The organism is Streptomyces sp. NPDC057617 (assembly GCF_042800555.1).
Classification (GTDB): domain Bacteria; phylum Actinomycetota; class Actinomycetes; order Streptomycetales; family Streptomycetaceae; genus Streptomyces.
The window spans coordinates 433,889-453,504 of sequence record NZ_JBHVGV010000004.1; the positions used below are offsets into that span (position 1 = coordinate 433,889).

A 19,616-nucleotide genomic window follows, 5' to 3' on the forward strand; every position below is an offset into this window, starting at 1 on the left:
GGGGCCCGGCGGGATTTCCGCGATGGCACGGCTCGCTGGGAAAAGTGTGGTCGTAAGCACACCCAGAGGGGGGGCCGAGACTTGGGGGTCGCGCCCCCTCGTCGCACTGTCGGATGCCGGCCAGCGGGTGAGATCCAGGCCTCGGTATTCCTCTCGACAGAGACCGCCCCACGTGGAGCCTCTACGGGTGCTGCGTGCCATTCGTAGGGGTAAACAGCCGTTACTACGGGCACCATCCGTCCGGTGCTCAAGGTGGAGTACGTCCACCGGCACACCTTCACCACCCGCACCGAGGCACGGCTGAAGATCGCCACCTGGATCACCGGCTTCTACAACACCCGCCGGCTACACAGTGTGTGCGGATACCGGAGCCCGACCAACTTCGAACGAGACCATCAGGCCGACTCCGCCGTGGAGTTGGCCGCTTGAAAGATCTCCACAGCGCGAGGGGATTGACGGTCAGCGGGTCCCGTTCACAGCAAGAGCGCCCGAGCCGACCGAAGCCGACCCGGGCGTCCAGCCAACACACGTGTACGGATGCCTACTTGACGGCCCGGTAGGCCCGGTGGATCGTCTGCTTCAGGGTGTTGCCGGCCGCGTCCGTGAGCGTCACGCGCAGAGACACCGTGCCCGCCTTCGCCGGGTGGCGCAGGTCGAGGCGCTTGCCGTCGACCGCCTTCGCCGGGTGCCAGGTCCGGCCGTCGTCGTACGAGACGGAGAAGGCCAACTTGCGGGCGGTGCGCGCGGTGGCCGCGCCCTCGACCGTGAACGGGACAGAGAAACGCGTACCCGCCTTGGCCGTGCTCTCCGTGGACAGCCGGGGCGTGAAGCGGACCACTGACAGCGGCAGCCGCCGCTCGGCACCGGTGACGTGCGCGGAGGTGAAGGTCCACTCGGCGGTGACCCGGGTGGAGACCGACGAGAGGGAGGCGGGGCGGGAGACGTCCGTCGTCAGGCGGTACGTGCGCTTGGCGGCGGGGAGTTCGTACGAGACGCCGGCCAGGTCCGTGTTCGCGGCGAAGATCTTCGTGCCGCCCGCGTAGAGGGTGCTCCTGGCCTTGCTGTAACGGGAGTCGCCCACGTGCCCGGCGCCGTCGGAGAAGAGCGGAAGGTACGCCGTGAGGGTGTCACCGACGCGGACCGCGCCCGGACGGTCCTCGTTGCCGGTCAGCGGGCCCGTGAGATGCGGGCCGAAGACGCCGGTGTTGAAGCGCTCGGTGTACTGCTTGCCCGCGCTGTACGCCCGGGGGTTCACGGTCCACTGGCCGGCGTCGTGCACGGTTTCGCCGTCCGCGTCCGTGCCACTCGTCTGCCACACGGAGTACTGCCACCGCACGCCCGGCAGAACGTAGTCGGTGAGGGTGGCGGGCAGGGAGAACTCGGTCGGGTTGAAGTCGGCCCAGAATCCGCCCCCCGGCGTGAGGGGCGCGGCGACGAGCGACCCCTCCTTGTCCTTGGCGGGCTCACCGACGGGGATGGTGACCTTGGCGAACTGCGAGCGCTTCAGGTTCGCGGTGAAGCCGGCCAGATCGCCGGTACGGTTCATCGCCGGGCGGTAGCTCGTACTCCCGCGCGTCCAGGTGCCGTTGTACTGCGCGAACGCCTCGCGGGCGGGCAGCCGGGCGCCCAACTGCCCGACGCGCAGCTTGCCGAAGCTGCCCACCTCGTACGTGGTGACGCTCTGGTTCCCGTCGATGTCGAACCCGTAGTTCAAGGTGGCGTCGGTGTGCTTGGCCTTGGCGTCCGGCACCGTGATCCGGACCGGTTCGGCCTTGCGGGCGTCCATGACAACGGTGGTGTCACGGGTGAGCGAGAACTTGGGGTTGAGGAGGAGGGCCAGGCCCCCGGCGTCCGGGGTCGCGCCCGTCTCGATACGGCCTTCGAGGCTGTAACGGCCCCTGGGCAGCCGCACGGTGAACTCACCGTCCGTGTCGTCCGAGTAGTCGTTCCAGATTTCGTTGTCCAGCCCCTGTACCCCGGTCTCGGACCGCCCGGCGGGCTTTCCCTTGAGGTCGAGATGCCTGACGGTCAGGTCGTACGACTCGGCTTCGCGCTGTACGCCGACACCGGTCCGTACGGTGATGCCGGCGCCGTCCGTCGCGATGACCGAGCCGCCGAAGGCGCCGTCGGCCGTGCCCGCGCCGCCGTCGGCGGTGACCTGGGCGGTCGCGGTGCCGCCCGCCGGGACGGTGAGCCGCTTCGGCGAGACCTCGAACATGCCCTCGGCGGCGGGCTTTCCGTCCTCGCCGTACACCTCGGTGGCCAGGTCGAGGGTGCGGGGGCGGTCGCCGTCGTTGCGGTAGGTGACGGTCTTGGTGACCGGCTGGTCGTCGGTGTGCGGCCACTGCTGGGTGGGGAAGCCGAGGGTGGCCGGGCTGGTGGTGAGCTGCTGGCCGAGGGCGCGGGTGAGGTCCGTACGGCCCGTACCCTGCGCGAACGCCGAGACGCCGAAGGTGGGCTTGGCGGATGCGGTGAGTGCGGCCTTGAGGCGCTCACCGGTCCAGTCGGGGTGACGCTGGGCGAGGATCGCGGCGGCGCCCGCGACATGCGGGGTCGCCATCGACGTACCGCTCATCGACACGTAGCCGTCGGCGGCCGGGTCGCCCTCCGTGCCCTCGGCGGCCTTCGCGGCGACGATGTCGACGCCGGGGGCGGTGAGGTCGGGCTTGAGGGAACCGTCCGCTGTCGGGCCGCGGCTGGAGAACTCGGCCATCGCGTCGGCACGGTCCACCGCGCCCACGGTGAGCGCGGCGGCGGCGCTGCCCGGCGATCCGACGGTTCCGGCGCTCGGGCCCTCGTTGCCGGCGGCGATCACGAAGAGGGCGCCCGAGGAGGCGGACAGCTCGTTCACCGCCTGCTCGACGGGGTCGTCACCGGGGCTGTCGGGGCCGCCCAGGCTGAGGTTGACCACCTCGGCACCCTGCGCGACGGCCCACTGCGCGCCGGCGATGACCGCGGACTCCTCGCCGGAGCCGCCGTCGTCGAGCACCTTGCCGCTGATCAGCCGGGCGCCCGGCGCGACCCCCTTGTACTTGCCCCCGGAGTGCGCGCCGGACCCCGCGACCGTGGACGCCACATGCGTGCCGTGACCCACCCGGTCGACCGTGTCCGCTGCCGCGGAGAAGTTCTTCGCCGCGTCGATACGGCCCTTCAGATCCGGGTGCGTGCCGTCAACTCCGGTGTCCAGCACGGCGACCTTGACGCCCGTGCCGTCGTACCCCGCCGCCCGGGCCCCGGGGGCGCCGATCTGCGCGGTGCTCCGGTCGAGGGCCGCCTCGACCTTCCCGTCGAGCCAGATCTTCTCGACCCGGTCGGCGGCGGCCGACCTCTCCCGCGCCGTCCCCCCGCTGCCGGTGAGCGTCTCCCACAGGTCGGCGCCCTCGGACTTACGGGCCTTCAGCGCGTCTCCGTTGACGCTGGGCAGGTCCCGGCCGACCCGGGCTCCGGCGGCGGACAGCGCGCTCGGCGCGAGGGTGCGGCCCTTGGCGTACGTCACGATCAGCGGGAGGTCGGGGCGGGCCGCGTCGTCGTAACCCCACTCGACCAGCTGCGTCACGTCGAACAGCCGCCGGTCGGCGGTGCCGTTCGCGAGGAGCCGCTCGGCGTCACGCGGGACGACGTAGGTGCCGTCGGCGCTCCGCGCTATTCGGAAGGTGGTGCCTTCCCGACCCTTGCCGGCACGCACACCGGTGACGTGTCCGGTGGCGTCCAGCGTGACCCGGTCACCGGTGACGAGGGTGACTGTCCTGGCCTTGCCGAGGGCCCGGGCCGTACCTGCCGTACCGCTGTCGAACTGTGCGGCCCCGGATTCCGGGGCACCGAGCAGGGCCGAGGTAAGGGCGGCGACGACGAGCGCGGCGAGAGCGGAAGCCTCACTCGCTCGCCTCTTACGGTGATTCAAGGCATGCCTTTCTCTCCGGACTTTCGGGCATGGCGGAGCAGCCCGGCGGACGGGACAAAGAAACAGAGGGGAAAGAGGCGCCCCTTCGCGAAGGGGCGCGGGGTTACGGACTCAGACGAGCCGCTTACGGCCCCAGAGGAAGAGGAACGCCACGACACCGGCGGTCAGGGCGAACAGGATCGACGCCCCGAACCACTGCATGGCGTTCATCTGCGACAGCGGGAGGTACTGCGTCGACCAGCCCACGACATCGGCCTTGTCCAGGCACACCTGCCGTGCCGCGTCGGTCTCCGACCCCGAACAGGTGCCCCAGCCCAGCAGATCCCCGCTGCCGGTGACATACGACTGGTCGACTTCGTAGGCGCCGCGGGGGAGCGACGGGAACGCGTTCTCGTCCGTAACACCCTTGTTCGTCGTGACCGTGACGACGTTGCCGAGCGACAGCATGAAGTAGCCCCAGACGAGCTGGAGGACGACGGTGAAACCGAAGGTGACCACCATGGCCGTCAGCGTGCGCCGCAGCACCACACCGATCGCCACCCCGCCGAAGACGGAGAGGAGGGTGAGGGCGACAGGCACCGGGCCCGTCGTGTTGAACGCCTCGCCCGAGGTCCACTCCATGGCCAGGGCCTCGGACTTGACGGGGTTCCACCACCAGCCGAACACCGCCGACAACACGCCCGTGCTCACCACGACCACCAGTCCGGCCAGCGCCAGCTTCGTGGCGAGCCAGCGGGTCCGGCTCCCGGACTGGGCGGCGACCAGCTTGGCGGTGCCGTTCTCCAGGTCGCCCGCGATGAGCGGGGCGCCGAGGAAGACACCGAGCAGGACGGGTATCGCCTGGAGACCGATGGAGACGAAGGAGAATGCGTCACCGTACTGCGTGAACGTGCCGCCCGCCTCGTCGAGGCTCTTGCCGGGATAGCCGTAGCCGTCGAGGAAGTCGACCAGCTGGCCGCACTGGTAGACGATCCAGGCCACGGCGAGCGCGGTGGCGGCGAGGATCGTCCAGAACGCGGCCCGGTGCTGGCGCCAGACCAGCCAGGTCATACCGCTGAGTCGGGGGCGCCGGTTGGCCTCCGTGGTGGTCGCGTTCAAGGTCCCGTCGGTGGTCCCGTTCATGATCCCGTTCTTGCCGTCGCTCGTGGAGCCGGTCGAGGTGCCGGTCGAGGTGCTGGTCGAGGTGCTGGTCGAGCTGCGGGTGAAGGTGCTCATGCCGCCACCGCCCCGGTGCCGAACCCCTGGCCGTGGACCTGGGCGGTGGGGGTGATCAGCGGTGGTGCGTCGGGCGAGCGGAGATAGGCGAGCAGGAGTTCCTCCATGTTCGGGGCGTTTATGTCCCAGGGGCCGGTGACCGGGCCCTCGGGGCGGATGAGCGCGGTGAACTGCCGTCCGCTGGTCCGGGACTCGACGAGGGTGTGGTGCCCGAGGGCGGGAGGCATGCCGTCGCCCTCCTTGGCGCCCGTGACCAGGGTGTGCACGGACATCAGCTCGTCCACGTCACCGGCGAGGCGCACTCCGCCGCCGGAGACGACGACGAGGTAGTCGCACACGTTGTCCAGTTCGGCGAGGACGTGGGTGGACATCAGCACGGTGGTTCCGCGCTCGGCGGCCTCGGCGAGGAGGGTGCCCATGATCTCGTGGCGCACGACCGGGTCGAGGTCCGACATCGGCTCGTCGAGTATCAGCAGGTCGGGGCGCTTTCCGAAGGCGAGGGCGAGGGCGACGCGGGTGCGCTGGCCTCCGGAGAGGGTGCTGATCTTCGCGTCGAAGGGCACGTTGCCCGCGCGGATGATGTCCTCGGCGGCGCGCTGGTCCCAGCCGGGGTTCAGCTCCCGGCCCAGACGCAGGGTCTCCGCCACGGTGAAGCGGCGGAACAGGGGCTTCTCCTGGGCGAGGAACGCTGTGCGCCGAGCGGACTCCACCGAGCCCGGAGCCTCACCGAACAGGCTGATCGAGCCGTTCGTCGGCTGCAGGACATGGGCCGCGATGCTCAGCAGCGTGGTCTTGCCCGCCCCGTTGGGTCCCACCAGGCCGCAGATCCGTCCCGCCGGGAGCCGGAAGGAGCAGTCCCGCAACGCCCAGCCCCGCCGGTAGCGCATCCCCAGCCCGTACGCCTCGATCGCCGGTTCCCCCGCGTACATACCTTCACTCACCTGTGCTCCTAGTTGTCGTGGACCCCGTGGACCCCGTTGTCGTGGACCCCGTTGCCGCCACGTTCCCGGCGGCGTACTGCTTCTCCATCGCCGACGTGACCAGCGCGGCCACGTCCTCCTGCTCCAGACCGGCCCCGGCCGCCTTCGACATCCACGCCACCAGCTCCGCGTACAGCGGCGAGTCGGTGCCCGTCTCGGGGCGGCCCAGCGTGCGGCGTACGAAGGTGCCCAGGCCCGGTCGCGGTTCGACCAGGCCCTCGCGCTCCAGCTCGCGGTACGCCTTGAGGGTGGTGTTCGGGTTGACCGTGCTGGTCTCGGCGACCTCCTTGGCGGTGGGCAGCCGGTCACCCGGCACGAGTACGCCCAGCCGGAGGGCCTGCTTGGTCTGCTGCACGATCTGCTGAAAGGCGGGGACCCCGCTCCGCCTGTCGATGCGGTACTCCACGATCACCACCATCATTCCACTACTTGATTAGTGGAATGATGGTGGAGGGGTGCGAGGGCGGTTGTCAATGCCGACCGGGGACGAGGAGAAGCGGGTGGGAGGTACGCCGACCGTCTTTTTTGGGACATCAGCGGACAGGGAACAAGGCACGTCCAGCAAGAGACGCCTGATGGTGGCCGGTCTGACGATGGCCCTCATGGCCGGGCTCGGCGCATGCGGAAGCGGAAGCGGGCAGAACGACAACCCATGGGAGGACTCCACCGCCAGCGGGGGCAGCAGTGGCCGACGCGACGAGGGCCACAACGACGACCAGGGCACCGCGCCGGACACCGCATCGGAGGCGGCCACCGTCACCGGACTCCGCGACGCCGTCCGCCACGTCTCCAGGAAGACCACCAAGGTCACGCGCGCACACGGTCAGGAAGTGCACGTCGCCGGGTCGCCCCTTCCGGCGTCGCGGCTGGACCGGCAGGCCCCCTACCTGGGCGCTCACCAGTCGCCTCCTCGACCTGCTCGCGCTCCTCGGGCTCCATCGCCGAGCGTCGCAGTGCGCGCCCGCATGGCAGCGCCAGAGATCAGCAAGCACTATGGGGCACGGGAGCCAGTTGCACGAGACGCCGTGCGAGCAGCGGCATACGAGCCGGAGTTCATTGCGGAAGCGTTCGACTTCACCCGCACGCTGTACGTCGCCTACCGTCGCGCCGCTCGAACAGCCGAACAGGTCGAGGCTGAATACGAAGCCGCCTGGGCCCAGTTGGTTTTCGACCGGCCGCTACGGCTCTTCACCGGCTCGTTGCTCGCGATACCCGCGTGGATCACCATCGATGTCGTCTTCACCGCTGGGTGGCTTATCAATTGGGCGCTGCTGGTCTTTCTGACCACAGCCTTCGTGGCCGGCCTCATTCTCGTCGCCGATCAGCCCTCGAACCAGCGCGCACGCCAAGCGGCGGAGGTAGCGCGTTTACGCCTGTGGGTGACCGCGTGGCGCAAGGACCGCGCCGATGCGCGCACGAAGTGGAGTACGGCCCTCAAACAGAACGCGGTCCTAAACCCAGGTGAACGCCCCCGTACGCACCCCAGCACTGCACCAACACGGTTGGAAAGCGCGTGGGGGGCGACCCCTCACAAGTTCGAATCTCGTATCCTCCGCCATTGCTCTCACCGCGCAATACGTTGTAGGGCCCCACCACACGCGGTGGAGCCCTACAACGTTATTTCCCTCACTTAGCGCCTGAGCGCAGTGCCTCGGCAATGGCCTGGCCGGTCTCACGAGCCGTAAGGTACGGGCGCACGTCGTGAGCCTTGGTGCCGTTGTAAACCAGAAGGTCACGGATACGATCACCGAACGATGGCGCCAATTCTTTTGCGAGCGCGACAACGTCACCCGCGTCAGCGATGTTGGTCCAGCGCTTCACTGGAGCAGGCCAGCGGGCATGGCCGTTGACCGGTCGGGGCATGAGGCGTTCGAAGATGAGGTTGCGTACGGCCAGGGGTGAGCCCAACGTCACCAGCGTCAGATCCGGGCAGTCAGGAAGGGCGTGCAACGTCTCGTACGCGGCGACCGTCCCGAGCGAGTGAGCGACGATGACCTCGGTCTCACGAGTCACGCACCGGGCGATCCTGTCCCGGATGCCGGCACGCACATCGGGCTCGGTGAAATAGCGGCGTACCTGTCGGACACTGGCAATCATCATGCGTTCGCTGAGCCCGGCAAAGAAGGACGAATGACTGAGTGCGTCCAGGGCCCGCTGAACAAGGTGGGGGGTACGCAGCCGAGCCTGCGCGGCCGGACCCGCGACACGTGTGTCCCACTCTGACGCGAATTCCCACCACTGAAGCAGCAGTTCGCGCTCAAGGCCGTCTTTAACGTCGGAAGCGTCCAGCTCCGGGGCTCCGAGTCCACGGTGGCCCGCGGGCCGGAAGAGGTCACCGTAGAAAGCCATGGAGACGTCGTCGCGCGCCACACGCATGCCGGCCGCCAGAGCAAGGCCGTCGCTCAGGGCCGGATACCAGTCGGCGAGCAGCGTCCCGGGGCCTTTGACCTCCTGCGCGATGCCGTGGACGAGGACGATACGGGTCACAGGACACCCCGCTCCTTCGTGAGTCGCGAGGAGTTGAGGCGGAGCGCTACCACTCCCATGTCGGTCGCCGCGCACACCCGCCCGTCACTATCGAGTGCGATGCCGTTGATGCCGCTGCCGATGTCGAGTTCGGCCGTCCATGAGGGGGAGTTCATCTCCCAGACGCGCATCAGTCCGTAGCGATCGGCCGCGACCGTGGTGAGTGTGCCATCAACGTCTGCGGCGCGGATCGCCCGGACCGCCGAGGGGAAGGGCGCGAGTTCCAGTCCGGCGTCTTGCTCTTCAGCTATGTCCCAGAACCGTAGGCGTCCGTCGCCCGCTCCGGAGATGATGACGTCCCGGCCGTCCAAGTGCGCAATCTCCAGACCGAACGCACCCATCTCATGACCGCCCAGAGGCGCAGCGAACGGGCTGCCCTCGCCTATATCCCACAGCCGTACTGTCCCGTCACGGGAGGCACTCGCCACGACCGGGGTGCCGCCGACCACTGCCGACCGTACCGTCATCACATCGGCGGTGTGGCCGGTCATCGGGGGACATACGGGGGCCTGTGTGTGCAGATCCCAGGCATGGAGCGCGTAGTCACCCGCGACCGATACCACGACGGCACTGCCGTCCATCATCTGTAGGCAAGTCCGCCAGGAAGTACCCGAACGTTTGCCGAGACGCCTTCGGGACCCGAGACTCCACACCTCCGCCTCCCACCAGCTACTGCGCACCACCACGCTGTCGCCGTTCAGACGAACGGTCGTCGAGTCAGTGATCTGCTGCGCCGCCGAAGTGAGGTGGGCCGCCACCTGGCGTCCGTTGTCGAGATCATGTGTTCGTACGACGCCGTTGGTAGCTCCTGTGACGACAATCGAACTGCCTTCTGACGGCCGAAGGATGTCGACCGACACCAGGCTCCGGTCCTCGCCGCAGAGCGGCTCTCCGAAAGGACGCATGGCGACCGCATCCCAGATCCGCACATCACGTGAGGTGGCGATCAGCATCACCGGCGCCCCGTCGACCTGAGCGAACAACGGCGCCGCGAGTAGCCCCCGCGGGCCCCCGGTGAAGCCTTCCAACGGCGATCCCATTGGTGCGGCTGTCTCCAGATCCCAGATTCGGACGGTGTTGTCGGAGGCCATGGTCGCCACGACCGTGTTCCTGCCAAACCGACCAAGGGTTCCCACCATCACGTACCCGGTGTGCCCGAGAAACGGACCACCGACGGCTGAGCGGTTCGCGACGTCGTGCACATGAACGTTGTTGCCCTCAAGCATGGACAGCACCACCGGTCGTGTCCCATGAAATGCCACGCCAACGGCCAAAGCGGAGGGGGCGAGGTCTTCCACGTTGAAATGCGCATAGGGTCCGGTCGGCCAGCGGGCTCCACGGCCGGTCACTTGCCATACGTATGCGTGATCCGACGAGGTCGCGAGGACGATCTCCATTCCCCGGCCCGCACGGCGTACGGCAAGGTGGGAGATGCCTCCAGTGTGCCCGACCAATGGGGAGCCCACCGCATCTCCGGAGACGGCGTCCCAGATCCGAACCGTGCCGTCCTCACCACCACTGACGACGACCGGCACACCGTCCAACTCCCCAAACACGGCACAGCGAACCGCGTTGGTATGTCCCATTAGAGGCGGGCCCAGGGCAGCCCCCCGAAAGGGGTCCCAGAGCCGGAGCGTGGTGTCGGACCCACCCGTCGCGACTACCGCCCGCCCCCCTATAGCGCCAAAGGCCACAGCGGACACCTCGCCGGAATGCCCCTCCATAGGACTACCGATCAACGTACGGGTCCGTAGGTCCCACAGTCGGGCAGTGGCGTCCCTTCCACCGGTGACGACCATCGGGCGACCTTGGATATCGCAGAACGCCATGGAACACACCGGGCGCGTGTGGCCCTCGTCTGGTTGATCTGCCGTCAAATCCCATATGCGCGCGGTGCGATCGTCGCTGACCGTGACCGCCAGAGAAGCGTCTCCCCGGTTGGTGAGAGCTGCCGCGGTGATGCGCTCAACGTGACCGCGCAGCGGATGTCCGAGCGGCTGCAGGGTACGTAAATCCCACAGACGGGCTTCGTGACGTCCACTGCTCAGCGCCACCGGACGACCGTCGGACTCTCCAATCATGGCGGAGGCGACTCCGCTACCGGCCCAGTAGACATGGGCCGTGACCGGTTCGCCGATCTGCCGGCGATCGGCCAGGTCCCATCGGCTGAGCATTCCCGCTCCGTCTCCGACGAGTACCACGGTCCTGCCGTCAAGTCGCGTTACGCACACGGCCGTGACCGCTTGCGCCGGGCCGATGAGCGGACTGCCGTCGATGCGCGCGTCACCACGGTCGAAAAGCTCGCTCAGGTCCCAAATATAGACGGCCTTGTCATCACCGCCGGTGACCGCGATGGGACGTCCATCGAGCTCGCCCAGATCAGCGTCCCGTACCGTCCGCTTGTGCGCGCTCAGATCGCAGCCGAGTTGCTGCCTGCTGACGAGATCCCAGACCCGTGCCGTACCGTCCGCGCTCGCCGTCAGCACCACCGGGCGCCCGTGGACAGCTCCTACCACGATGCTCTCGACCCGGTTCGTGTGGCCCATCAGCGCTCGGCCGTACTCCTGGCCCGCAGACAGGTCCCAGATCCTCACCGTACCGTCCTGCGCACCAGTGAGGGCGACGGTGTAGTCGCCCAGATCCCCGATAGCGATGGCGCTCACCGCGATGCCCACGGACAGCGGATCGCCGATCTGACGCTGTGAGGTGAGGTCCCACACCAGAGCTGTCCCGTCCGCGCTTCCCGTCACCGCGATGGGACGCCCGTCAAGACTCCCGACCGCCACGCAGCCAACTACCTTGCTGTGGCCGTTGAGCAGCCTGTGCACGCCGCTGGTCGACCACCATGCCCAGCGTGCGGACCATGGAAGTGAGACGCCCAGTTCGCCGATGCGGTCGGCCAGTTGATCAGCCTCGCACCGGCGGGCCGACAGTTGCAGATCGGCAGCCCGCTCCCCCATCGCACGGTCGCTTGTCAGCCGGTGTGCGACCTGCTCGTACGAGCTCCGGATCCGTCTCGGCCCCTCGCCCTCGATCGACGCGAACGCCCCCAGCAGAGCAAGGCGTTCGGCGGCGAGCAAGAAGCCCGGATCTTCCACGAGGTCGGCAAGCACGCCCGCCGCCGCCGCGTGTGTGGCCATGTGCTGACGCACGTACGGAACAGCCACGAACCAGTCGGGGCGTCCGTCCGACGATTCCGGGACAAGGGAGTTGAGCGCTTCGACAACCGACCTCTGGATCTCTTCCGGCGGACGGTCAGCGGTCGCGCGCAAGTGCTCGGCCAGCGCCTTGTGGTAGAGCCGATAGGCGGAACGCCGGTCGTCGTCGATGACTTCGGCGATGTACGCCTCGGCGACATCAAGAACCCAGGAGACATCCTCCTCAGTGCAAGGAATCCCCGAGATCACCGAGCTGAGCGCCGTCCAGACCAGACCCCGGGGAAGCCCCTTGCCCTCGGAAAACGCGAGGGCGAGCAGCATACGGCGCACACGTGGTTCGTCCGGGCCGAAGCGGGCCAGGTAGTCGTCGAACGCCTCGCCGATCTCACTCGGTAATGCCTCCGCCCAGCCGGGGAGGCCGATGTCCACCGGGGTCCGGTCCGACCGCAGGGTACGTGCAGTCGTCCTCGCGTAGAGATAGACACCAGCGGCCTTCTCAGCAACGCCCTTCGCGACAGCCCTGGCGAGATCTCGCCGGCCACGGTACGGAGTGCGTACGTCGGACTCCTCCGTAGCGAGAAGTACCCGGGTGACATATCCGGCCACATCGGCCTCGCCAGCACGGTATTCGGGCCGGTCCAGGTCCATACAGGTGAAGGTGGGGCCGAGAGGCGCGACCAGTTCGTGGCGAGTCCCCACGAGAAGTCGTACCCCCTGGATCTCCGACATGGGACGCAGCAGTTCCCGAGTGATTCTGCGCGGCTCGCCATGGCCACCCGCGTCCGCCGCGGTGTCCGACCCAGCCTCATCCACGGCGTCCACGACAATAATCAGCGGCGGTCCCTGGCGGCCTCGCCTGGTGAGCTCCTGGAGCAGCGCGGCGGCACCGTCAGCCTCCACGTCGAGGGCGGTGGCGAGCCGTTCCACAACCTCTTCCAGCCGCTTGTGACGGGCATGCACAGCCGCTGTTACGCATCCCGCCGGCACTACAGTCCCAGGGTCGACACCCCCGAGGTCGAGTCGCGAGCGATACCGACTGTCCGACAACGCGACGATCCTGCCGAGAACCGCGGACTTACCACAGCCCGGACTGCCGGTAACCACCCGCCCCCGGCCGTCCCCGACCTCTGCGGTCAGCCAGGCCACCAGCTCGGACAACACACGCACCCGTCCGCTGAAGTACAGGCCCTGCTCCGACTCGAACTCCACACCGCGCGAGCGTGGTCCGAAGTGCTCGGTGAGGTCCCGCGCGACCACCCGGCGCTGCACTTCGAGGTCGGTACCGAGGGGTGGCAGTTCTTCCTGGTATCCGATGTTCGGCAGGAAGGGGGCCAGTCCTGTGACGAGACCACTGGTCAACTCGGCTCGCTGACCGCGTCCGTCGCCCTCGAAGCGTTCGTTGACCGCCTTCACCAGTTCGGTGAGGTCGAGATACTGCTGCCGCTGACCAGTACGCCCCGTCGTCGTCTCCACCGCCTCGCCCAAGGCAGCCACGAATGCACCGTCCTCGGCGATGTCCTTGCGACGGGCGGAGGCGAGGAACCACAGCCCCGTCGAATCGGCGTGCGCGTTGCGGTACGCGATCGTTCGCAGCGCGACCGCAGACGCTTCCGCGGCGCCCGCGCTGCCGGCACACGTGTCGAGAATCAGCAGAAGATGACGGAGATTACCCCTGCACAGGATGCGTACCAAGTCTTCGGTGGCCAGCGCTGTGGTCGCGAGGTCCTCGCCGCGCGAATCCCAGCAGAGCAGATAGTGCCGATCGCGCTCCTCCACCGAGCCGTGGCCCGCAAAGTACACAACAACCACGTCATCACTGGTCAGAGCGGTGTCCTCCGACCAGTGCGACAGCTTCTGGCGGATCTGCTCAGCCCCGTCGTACTCCCCGAGCCCTGACAGCACTGACTCGTACCCAAAGCCGGCGAGGAGCTCTGTCGTCGCGCGAACGTCGGTGGGCACGGATCGCAGTTGTTCGTCCTCAGGAAGATGACGGTACCGGCCACTCCCCAGCGCTATGAAAAATCGCCGACCCACTCGACCGCCCTACCGCTAGATATCGCCGAACCTGCGAAAACTGTAGCGACACGATCACTTACCGCACCCTGCGAGCCGAAGATTGGCGAGACGTCTCGGCTCTACGCACCCGAACGACCTCCATACGGAGCGGCCGTGCAGGCCAACTCCCCACGGGCCCCAGATCCTTCGGCCGGACGGCCTCTGCGAGTTTGGGGGGCGTCGACCACGATGCACTGTCAGCTCTGGACTGGGGCGGCTCTCTTCTTCCTGGTTGCAGTTCTGTTTGCCTTCAACGCTGTTCGGCGGCGTCCGGACGGCGCTGGACAGACTGCTCCACCGCAGATCAGGACGCCCTCACCCGCCCCTGAACCCTCGGACTGGCATCTGGAAAGCGTGCTGGTGCGTGCGAGCGGACGGGTCTCCGAATCCTTCCCATGCGCACACACCCCTCTGGCTATCGGCACGAAGTCCCTCATCGCGTACGCCAAGGTCACCCGAGTCGTCTTCGTAGTCGCTCCGCCACAGGCCAGCCCCCACTCCAGCCCTTCGGGGCGGTACACCAGGGTAAGAAGCGGGCAATTCAACCGGCTCAAGCACAACTCACAGGCCCAAGTAATCACTGGTCAAAGCACTGTGGTGCTTCCGTTGATTCCCAAGCTCAGAGCGCGAGTTCGATTCTCGTCACCCGCTCCGCATGAAAGCCCCAGGCCAGCGGCCCGGGGCTTTGTCGTTGTCTAAACCTCTCATGCTCTCACGCGCCACTTGAGGGGCCGAAACGTCCGCCCGGACGGCCGCCCCAAGCCCTTCGCCGCATGCTCAATGAGCATCCCGAATGGCGAGATCGTTTTCGCATGACCCGCGTCACACACGCACGCCTCGACCGGGTGACGCTCTCGCAGTGCCGGTCAGCCCCCGCGCACCACTGCTCCCACGTTGAGTTCGTGCATCGCACGGATCGTCCGAAGCTCCGGCCTCGTCCGTCACGTTGCCGCGTCGCTATCGTGGGGAACGCCTCTGTATCACGGTAGGCAGCACGTATGCGTGGTCTCGGAGATCACCTGAGCATCGGTGAGCGGATCGCCTTCCACCGCAGACGCCGTGGCTACACGCAGCAGGTACTGTCCGGGCTCCCCGGCCTTCTTCAGACCCCCAGGAGCTTAAGGACCGCGCCGCCCGCGCCGCTGCGGAACGCCGGGACTGCTGGGCCGTTTCCGCCCGGGTGCACCACCTCGCCGCCACCGCGCTCGCCAAGATCAAGGAGTCCGACGAGAACCGCTGGCAGACGAGCTTCGGACCGACGAATGTCCTGCTGCACTGGCTGTCGGCGCGGCTGGACCTCGACAACATCTCGTTTGTCGTGGACCACGGTCAGATCAATGTGGACCACATCCCCCGGAGCGCGGCGTCTCCCACCGCACCTCTCAACGATGCAGGGCGGCGGAGTGAACACCGCGAAGCGCGGAGTCCTCGGGGTCGTGGGCACGAGTGCCGGCGGAGTCGAAGCGTTGCGCACCGGGCTGGTGGAACCGGCTATGGCGCGTGGGTGGCAGGTCGCCGTGACGCTCACCCCGACGGCCGGTAGGTGGCTGCGGATGAACGGTGAGGTCGACCGGCTGGAGAAGCTGACCGGCCTGCCGGTACGAGACGAACCACGGCTGCCCGGCGGGGCAAGGGCCGCACCCGACCGTGGACTGCTACGCGGTCGCCCCCGCCAGCGCGAATACGGTGGCCGAACTCGCGCCGGGTATCGCCGACAACCGGGCGCTGACACAGGTTTGGGAAGCTATCAGGCACTCTGGGACTACCGGTCGTCGTCTTTCCAAGGGTGAACGCAGCTCATGTATGCCACCCCGCGTGGCGGCGCCATATCGCCGCGCTGCGAGAGGCCGATGTTCGAAGGTTGCTGCCATGCCGGAGATGGTCAAGCGGCACAGCGCAGGAACCGCACAGACGGACCACCGCACCCAGCGGTACACCCCATTCGGGCCCCTCAATGCCGTAGTTCGGCAGAGGCGGTGGCAGCGGTAAAGGCAACCCTCCCCGCAGAGGAAACGGCACCCGCCGACACCCGGCTCCGTCAGGCGATCTGCGTGGACATCGCCCCGCAGCTCCACCTTATGGCCCCCGTACCACACGCGGTCGTCGCACCCTCCGGCTGTGGGGTGTCCCCGAGGTCGCCGACAGCATAAGGCTGCGATCTCGGCGAGGCCAATCAGAGTCCGACGATGTCGAAGTGGTTGGGCGGTAGCCGACTACGCCGAAGTCTTGTGCGACGCGCCAACCGGCAACCACATCGACATTCGGCCACGCTCACCACACTGCGGCGTGATTGATGCAACGTTTACAGACGGACGCCCGCCCCCAGGCCGCAACTCTCCCATGCTCCGGCAAAGTTGATTCCAGTCGATCTTCTACCGTCGAGCCCAATGGTCACTTTTTCACACCTACAGTTCCCATACACCTTGTCAATCAAGAAAGGGTGTGTGGTTCATGCACTCACGAATAGGCCGCTCGCACGGAAGAACGAGAGCTCGGCTCGCGGTCGGGGCCGCCTTACTGCTGGTCGCGGAAGTCGCGCTCGCGGCGGGGACGGCAAGCGCCGCCACCCCGTCTGCGGTGGAGGATTTCTCGGCGGCCAAAAGCTCATCCTCCGAACCGGCCAAGGCCTCGAAGCCTCCCAAGGGGTCCAAAGGCTGGGCGATTTCCGAGGCCAAGAAGACCGGAGAGAAGGTGGTCGCCACGGACGAGACCACCGCGACCTCCTACACCGTCGCCAACGCGGACGGAACGCTGACCACTGAGCTCACCTCCGGGCCCGAGCGTGTGTGGCGGGCCGGCAAGTGGCGGAAGGTCGACGTCACCCTCATCAAGAACACGGACGGCACTGTCCGTTCGAAGGAACACCCCCACGGGCTGCGCCTGGCCGGCAAGGGGGGCACCAAGGCGACGTCACTCAAAGCCGCGCAGAACTCGTCGGCGCGGGACCTGGTCACGCTGGGAAGCGGCGACGGGAGCGTGACCCTCCAGTGGAAGGGTGCATTGCCAGAACCCGAACTCGACGGGACCCGCGCCCGCTACCACGACGCTGTCCCGGGCGCCGACGTGATCGTGGAGGCGACCCGTACGGGCTTCGAGCAGTTCGTCGAGATCTCCGAGAAGCCTGCCGCCACTGAGTTCGCGTACACCCTGCCGCTGCAGGCAGAAGGTATGAAGGCGAAGGCGAACAAGGACGGCTCGGTCACGTTCACCGACGCCGAGACCGGCGATGTCCGGGCCACGATGCCCGCCCCGGTGATGTGGGACGCCGCCACTGACGACCGGTCCGGTGAACACACGCACCGGGCCCGCGTCGACATGGAGGTCCTCGACAAGGGGCACGGGGAGATCGACCTCGTCGTCACCCCCGACCCGGGCTTCCTCGCCGACCCGTCGACGCAGTATCCCGTCACGGTGGACCCCTCCACCTCCGCGCTCGCGAACACTTTCGACACCTACGTGCAGCAGGGCGAGACCGTCGACTGGTCCGCCGATGTCGAACTTGACTTCGGCAACCCCGGCACCACCAACCCCGACGGGACACCCCGCACGGCGAGGTCCTTCATCACGTGGAACACCACCGCGTTCCAGGACGCGTTGATCGTCGACACGAACCTGGCGCTGTGGAACTTCCACTCAGGGAACACCGACTGCTCCGCACAGGGCTGGACCGTCGGGAACACCAGCGCGCCGTCGACCTCGTCACGGTGGACGAACCAGCCGACGTGGACCCAGTACCACTCGTCCACCCAGACGGCCGGCAACCCAGGCTGCACGAGCACCCAGCCCGACGGTTGGATCAACGCCGATGTCGACGCGCTGGTGCAGACCTGGGCCTCTGCCAAGGCGACCCGCGGGCACATGGGCCTGCGCGCGGCCAACGACAGCACCCTGGCCTGGAAGCGTGTCAACTCCGCGAACAACGCGTCCAACCAGCCCAAACTCAGCGTCACCTACAACTACCGGCCGCTGGACGGCACGGCCCAGCAAGCAGGCCCGCCGTTCCGGTCCTACAACGATGTATGGGGTGTCAACACCCTCACACCGACGCTGAGGGACAAGTTCGAGGACGCGGACGGCGACCTGGTGAGCGGCACCTTCCAGGTCTACGACGCGGAGACCAACACGCCGATCACCACACCGGCCGGCGAGGGGCTGCTCGTCTCCGACTACGTCACCCCCGGCGAGTGGGCGACAGTGCAGGTCCCGGACGGGCAGCTCGTGGACGGCAAGATGTACAAGTTCCGTACCAACGCCTACGACGGCACCCACTACAACCTCAACTGGTCCCCGTGGCGCACGTTCGTCGTAGAGACCGCAGCCGCCGGCGTGCCCACCACCCTTCAGCCAGGCGATTCCTACACCATCAACGACCCCGAGCTGATCGCCGACCCCGCCAGGGTGGAGGAAGTCCTGAACAGGGACGGCAACTTGGAAGCACTCGGCGTGCAGCCGCGTGGTGGCCCCTCCGCCCGGGAAGCTACCGAAACACGGGCCGTCTGGGAACGCACCTATACCATTCCCAGCACGAGGTTCCCCCGCGGTCGCAATCCCGAGACTTCGGGCTTCGATAAGTATGAGTATATCGCCGACGTCGACGAATGTGTCGACGCTGACGATTCGGACAACAGGGCCGGATATATAAAGAACCGTTTCTCCTACTGCCAGGAGACCTTGACGGTAATGCCGGCCATCAAGTGTGGACTGTGGCCGCCAGGATGCTATCTGCAAGGCACCTTCATATCGCGGAATACCCTTATCGGGCAGGGCAAAATAGGCGGCCTCGACAGCGGCCCGTTCACCCGGTACGTTGAATTCGACTTCAACGTGGATGTCTTCATCTCCAGCGGAGACTTCAATAAGGTCGGCGCCAAGCTGGACGCCTCCTTGGAGTGCGAGGGAAGTTGGGACGCCGGAGCCCCGCCGGAAGCCAAGGAGGAGGAGGCTTGCTACACCGGGCTCCACCCCGGCCGTAGCGATTCACCCAGCCAGTGGAAGTCTGACGGCGACACAAAATTCGACCTGTGGTCGTCGGCTCCGAAGCTCCCCGATGTCACCAATGGTGATCAGATCGCTACGGGATTGTTCACCCCGGTCCTCAAGTTCACGGTCCCCGGCTATGGTCAGGTCCTCCCCGCCGAAGGCGAGGAGGGGGAGGTTCGTTTCGACAGCGCTGCCTACAACCAGCGCGCCCAACTGGGTTCCGTATTTCCCGACGCCACACCCGCCTTCCGCTACGACAGAAGCGACACGAGCGATCCCGCTGCTCCTGGAGAGCCGTACCTGGGAGTGGCTGCGGTGGCCGACCACGTCGGCGACGCCCTCGAGAACCCGGGCAGCACCTTCCCGATAAAGGCCGACAAGAACCTGCCCGGCGGAGAAGCATTGCGGCCGATGCACCGCCTCGTACCAGCGGCCGGGGCGCTTGAGTTGACTCGCAACACGGCCAATCGCAGCGTTGTCACTTCCACCTGCAACAGCCCCGCGATGCCGGGTCGTCCCGGCGAGGGCGAGGCGCTCGACTGCGACGAGTTCCCCATGGCCTCTACCTATGAGGGAGCAGCGCGCGCGGATTATGAAGGAGCTCAGTACACCGACGAATTCTCCGTTCGCTACATCGATCCGGTTGAGAACCAAGAAGCCGGGCGCCGCCTCGGAGCCTGGTACAACAACGATCGGATCCTGAACCACGACCCCTTCATACTCGTCATCGGCGACTAACCAGGAAACAACCGGAAGTAGTCAAGCTGCGGGGCCGGCTCATCATGCCGGCCTCGCATCCTT

The 19,616-nt window shown here is 67.4% G+C and carries 10 protein-coding genes; 4 read left to right on the forward strand and 6 right to left on the reverse strand.

Annotated features, from left to right (window positions below):
• The first annotated feature begins 243 nt into the window (after positions 1-243).
• Positions 244-429 (forward strand): IS3 family transposase, encoded by a 186-nt coding sequence (locus ACFU9P_RS13570; RefSeq protein WP_384079800.1) that lies wholly within the window; start codon positions 244-246, stop codon positions 427-429.
• A 112-nt stretch (positions 430-541) separates the two neighbouring features.
• Here ACFU9P_RS13570 and ACFU9P_RS13575 read toward each other — a convergent pair whose 3' ends face one another.
• The 4 genes from ACFU9P_RS13575 to ACFU9P_RS13590 form a co-directional block, all read right to left on the reverse strand.
• Positions 542-3,901, reverse strand: coding sequence for a S8 family peptidase (locus ACFU9P_RS13575; protein ID WP_384079803.1), 3,360 nt, complete (start codon positions 3,899-3,901; stop codon positions 542-544).
• Positions 3,902-4,012: 111 nt separating this feature from the next.
• A complete protein-coding gene (locus tag ACFU9P_RS13580) occupies positions 4,013-5,116 on the reverse strand; it encodes an ABC transporter permease subunit (RefSeq protein ID WP_384079806.1) in 1,104 nt (367 codons plus the stop codon).
• The gene (locus ACFU9P_RS13585) at positions 5,113-6,045 is read right to left on the reverse strand and encodes an ABC transporter ATP-binding protein (RefSeq protein ID WP_384080069.1); all 933 of its coding nucleotides are present in this window, start codon (positions 6,043-6,045) and stop codon (positions 5,113-5,115) included. Before ACFU9P_RS13585 ends, ACFU9P_RS13580 begins: the two co-directional genes overlap by 4 nt.
• A gap of 4 nt (positions 6,046-6,049) precedes the next feature.
• Positions 6,050-6,517 (reverse strand): GntR family transcriptional regulator, encoded by a 468-nt coding sequence (locus ACFU9P_RS13590; protein ID WP_376373769.1) that lies wholly within the window; start codon positions 6,515-6,517, stop codon positions 6,050-6,052.
• A 52-nt stretch (positions 6,518-6,569) separates the two neighbouring features.
• Here ACFU9P_RS13590 and ACFU9P_RS13595 point away from each other — a divergent pair, with 52 nt between their 5' ends.
• Positions 6,570-7,730: a hypothetical protein gene (locus tag ACFU9P_RS13595; protein WP_384079809.1), complete on the forward strand. Its 1,161-nt coding sequence runs from the start codon at positions 6,570-6,572 to the stop codon at positions 7,728-7,730.
• Here the strand turns inward: ACFU9P_RS13595 and ACFU9P_RS13600 are convergent.
• Positions 7,723-8,583, reverse strand: a complete 861-nt coding sequence (locus tag ACFU9P_RS13600; protein WP_384079812.1) for a hypothetical protein — start codon at positions 8,581-8,583, stop codon at positions 7,723-7,725. The genes ACFU9P_RS13595 and ACFU9P_RS13600 overlap by 8 nt on opposite strands.
• Positions 8,580-13,814 (reverse strand): caspase family protein, encoded by a 5,235-nt coding sequence (locus ACFU9P_RS13605; protein WP_384079815.1) that lies wholly within the window; start codon positions 13,812-13,814, stop codon positions 8,580-8,582. Before ACFU9P_RS13605 ends, ACFU9P_RS13600 begins: the two co-directional genes overlap by 4 nt.
• 1,668 nt (positions 13,815-15,482) lie before the next feature.
• On the opposite strand from ACFU9P_RS13605, the gene ACFU9P_RS13610 reads away from it, so the two are divergent.
• Complete coding sequence (locus ACFU9P_RS13610; protein ID WP_376373778.1) at positions 15,483-15,824, forward strand: flavoprotein; 342 nt, start codon at positions 15,483-15,485, stop codon at positions 15,822-15,824.
• Positions 15,825-16,412: 588 nt separating this feature from the next.
• Positions 16,413-19,553, forward strand: a complete 3,141-nt coding sequence (locus tag ACFU9P_RS13615; protein ID WP_384079818.1) for a DNRLRE domain-containing protein — start codon at positions 16,413-16,415, stop codon at positions 19,551-19,553.
• The last annotated feature ends 63 nt before the right edge of the window (positions 19,554-19,616 follow it).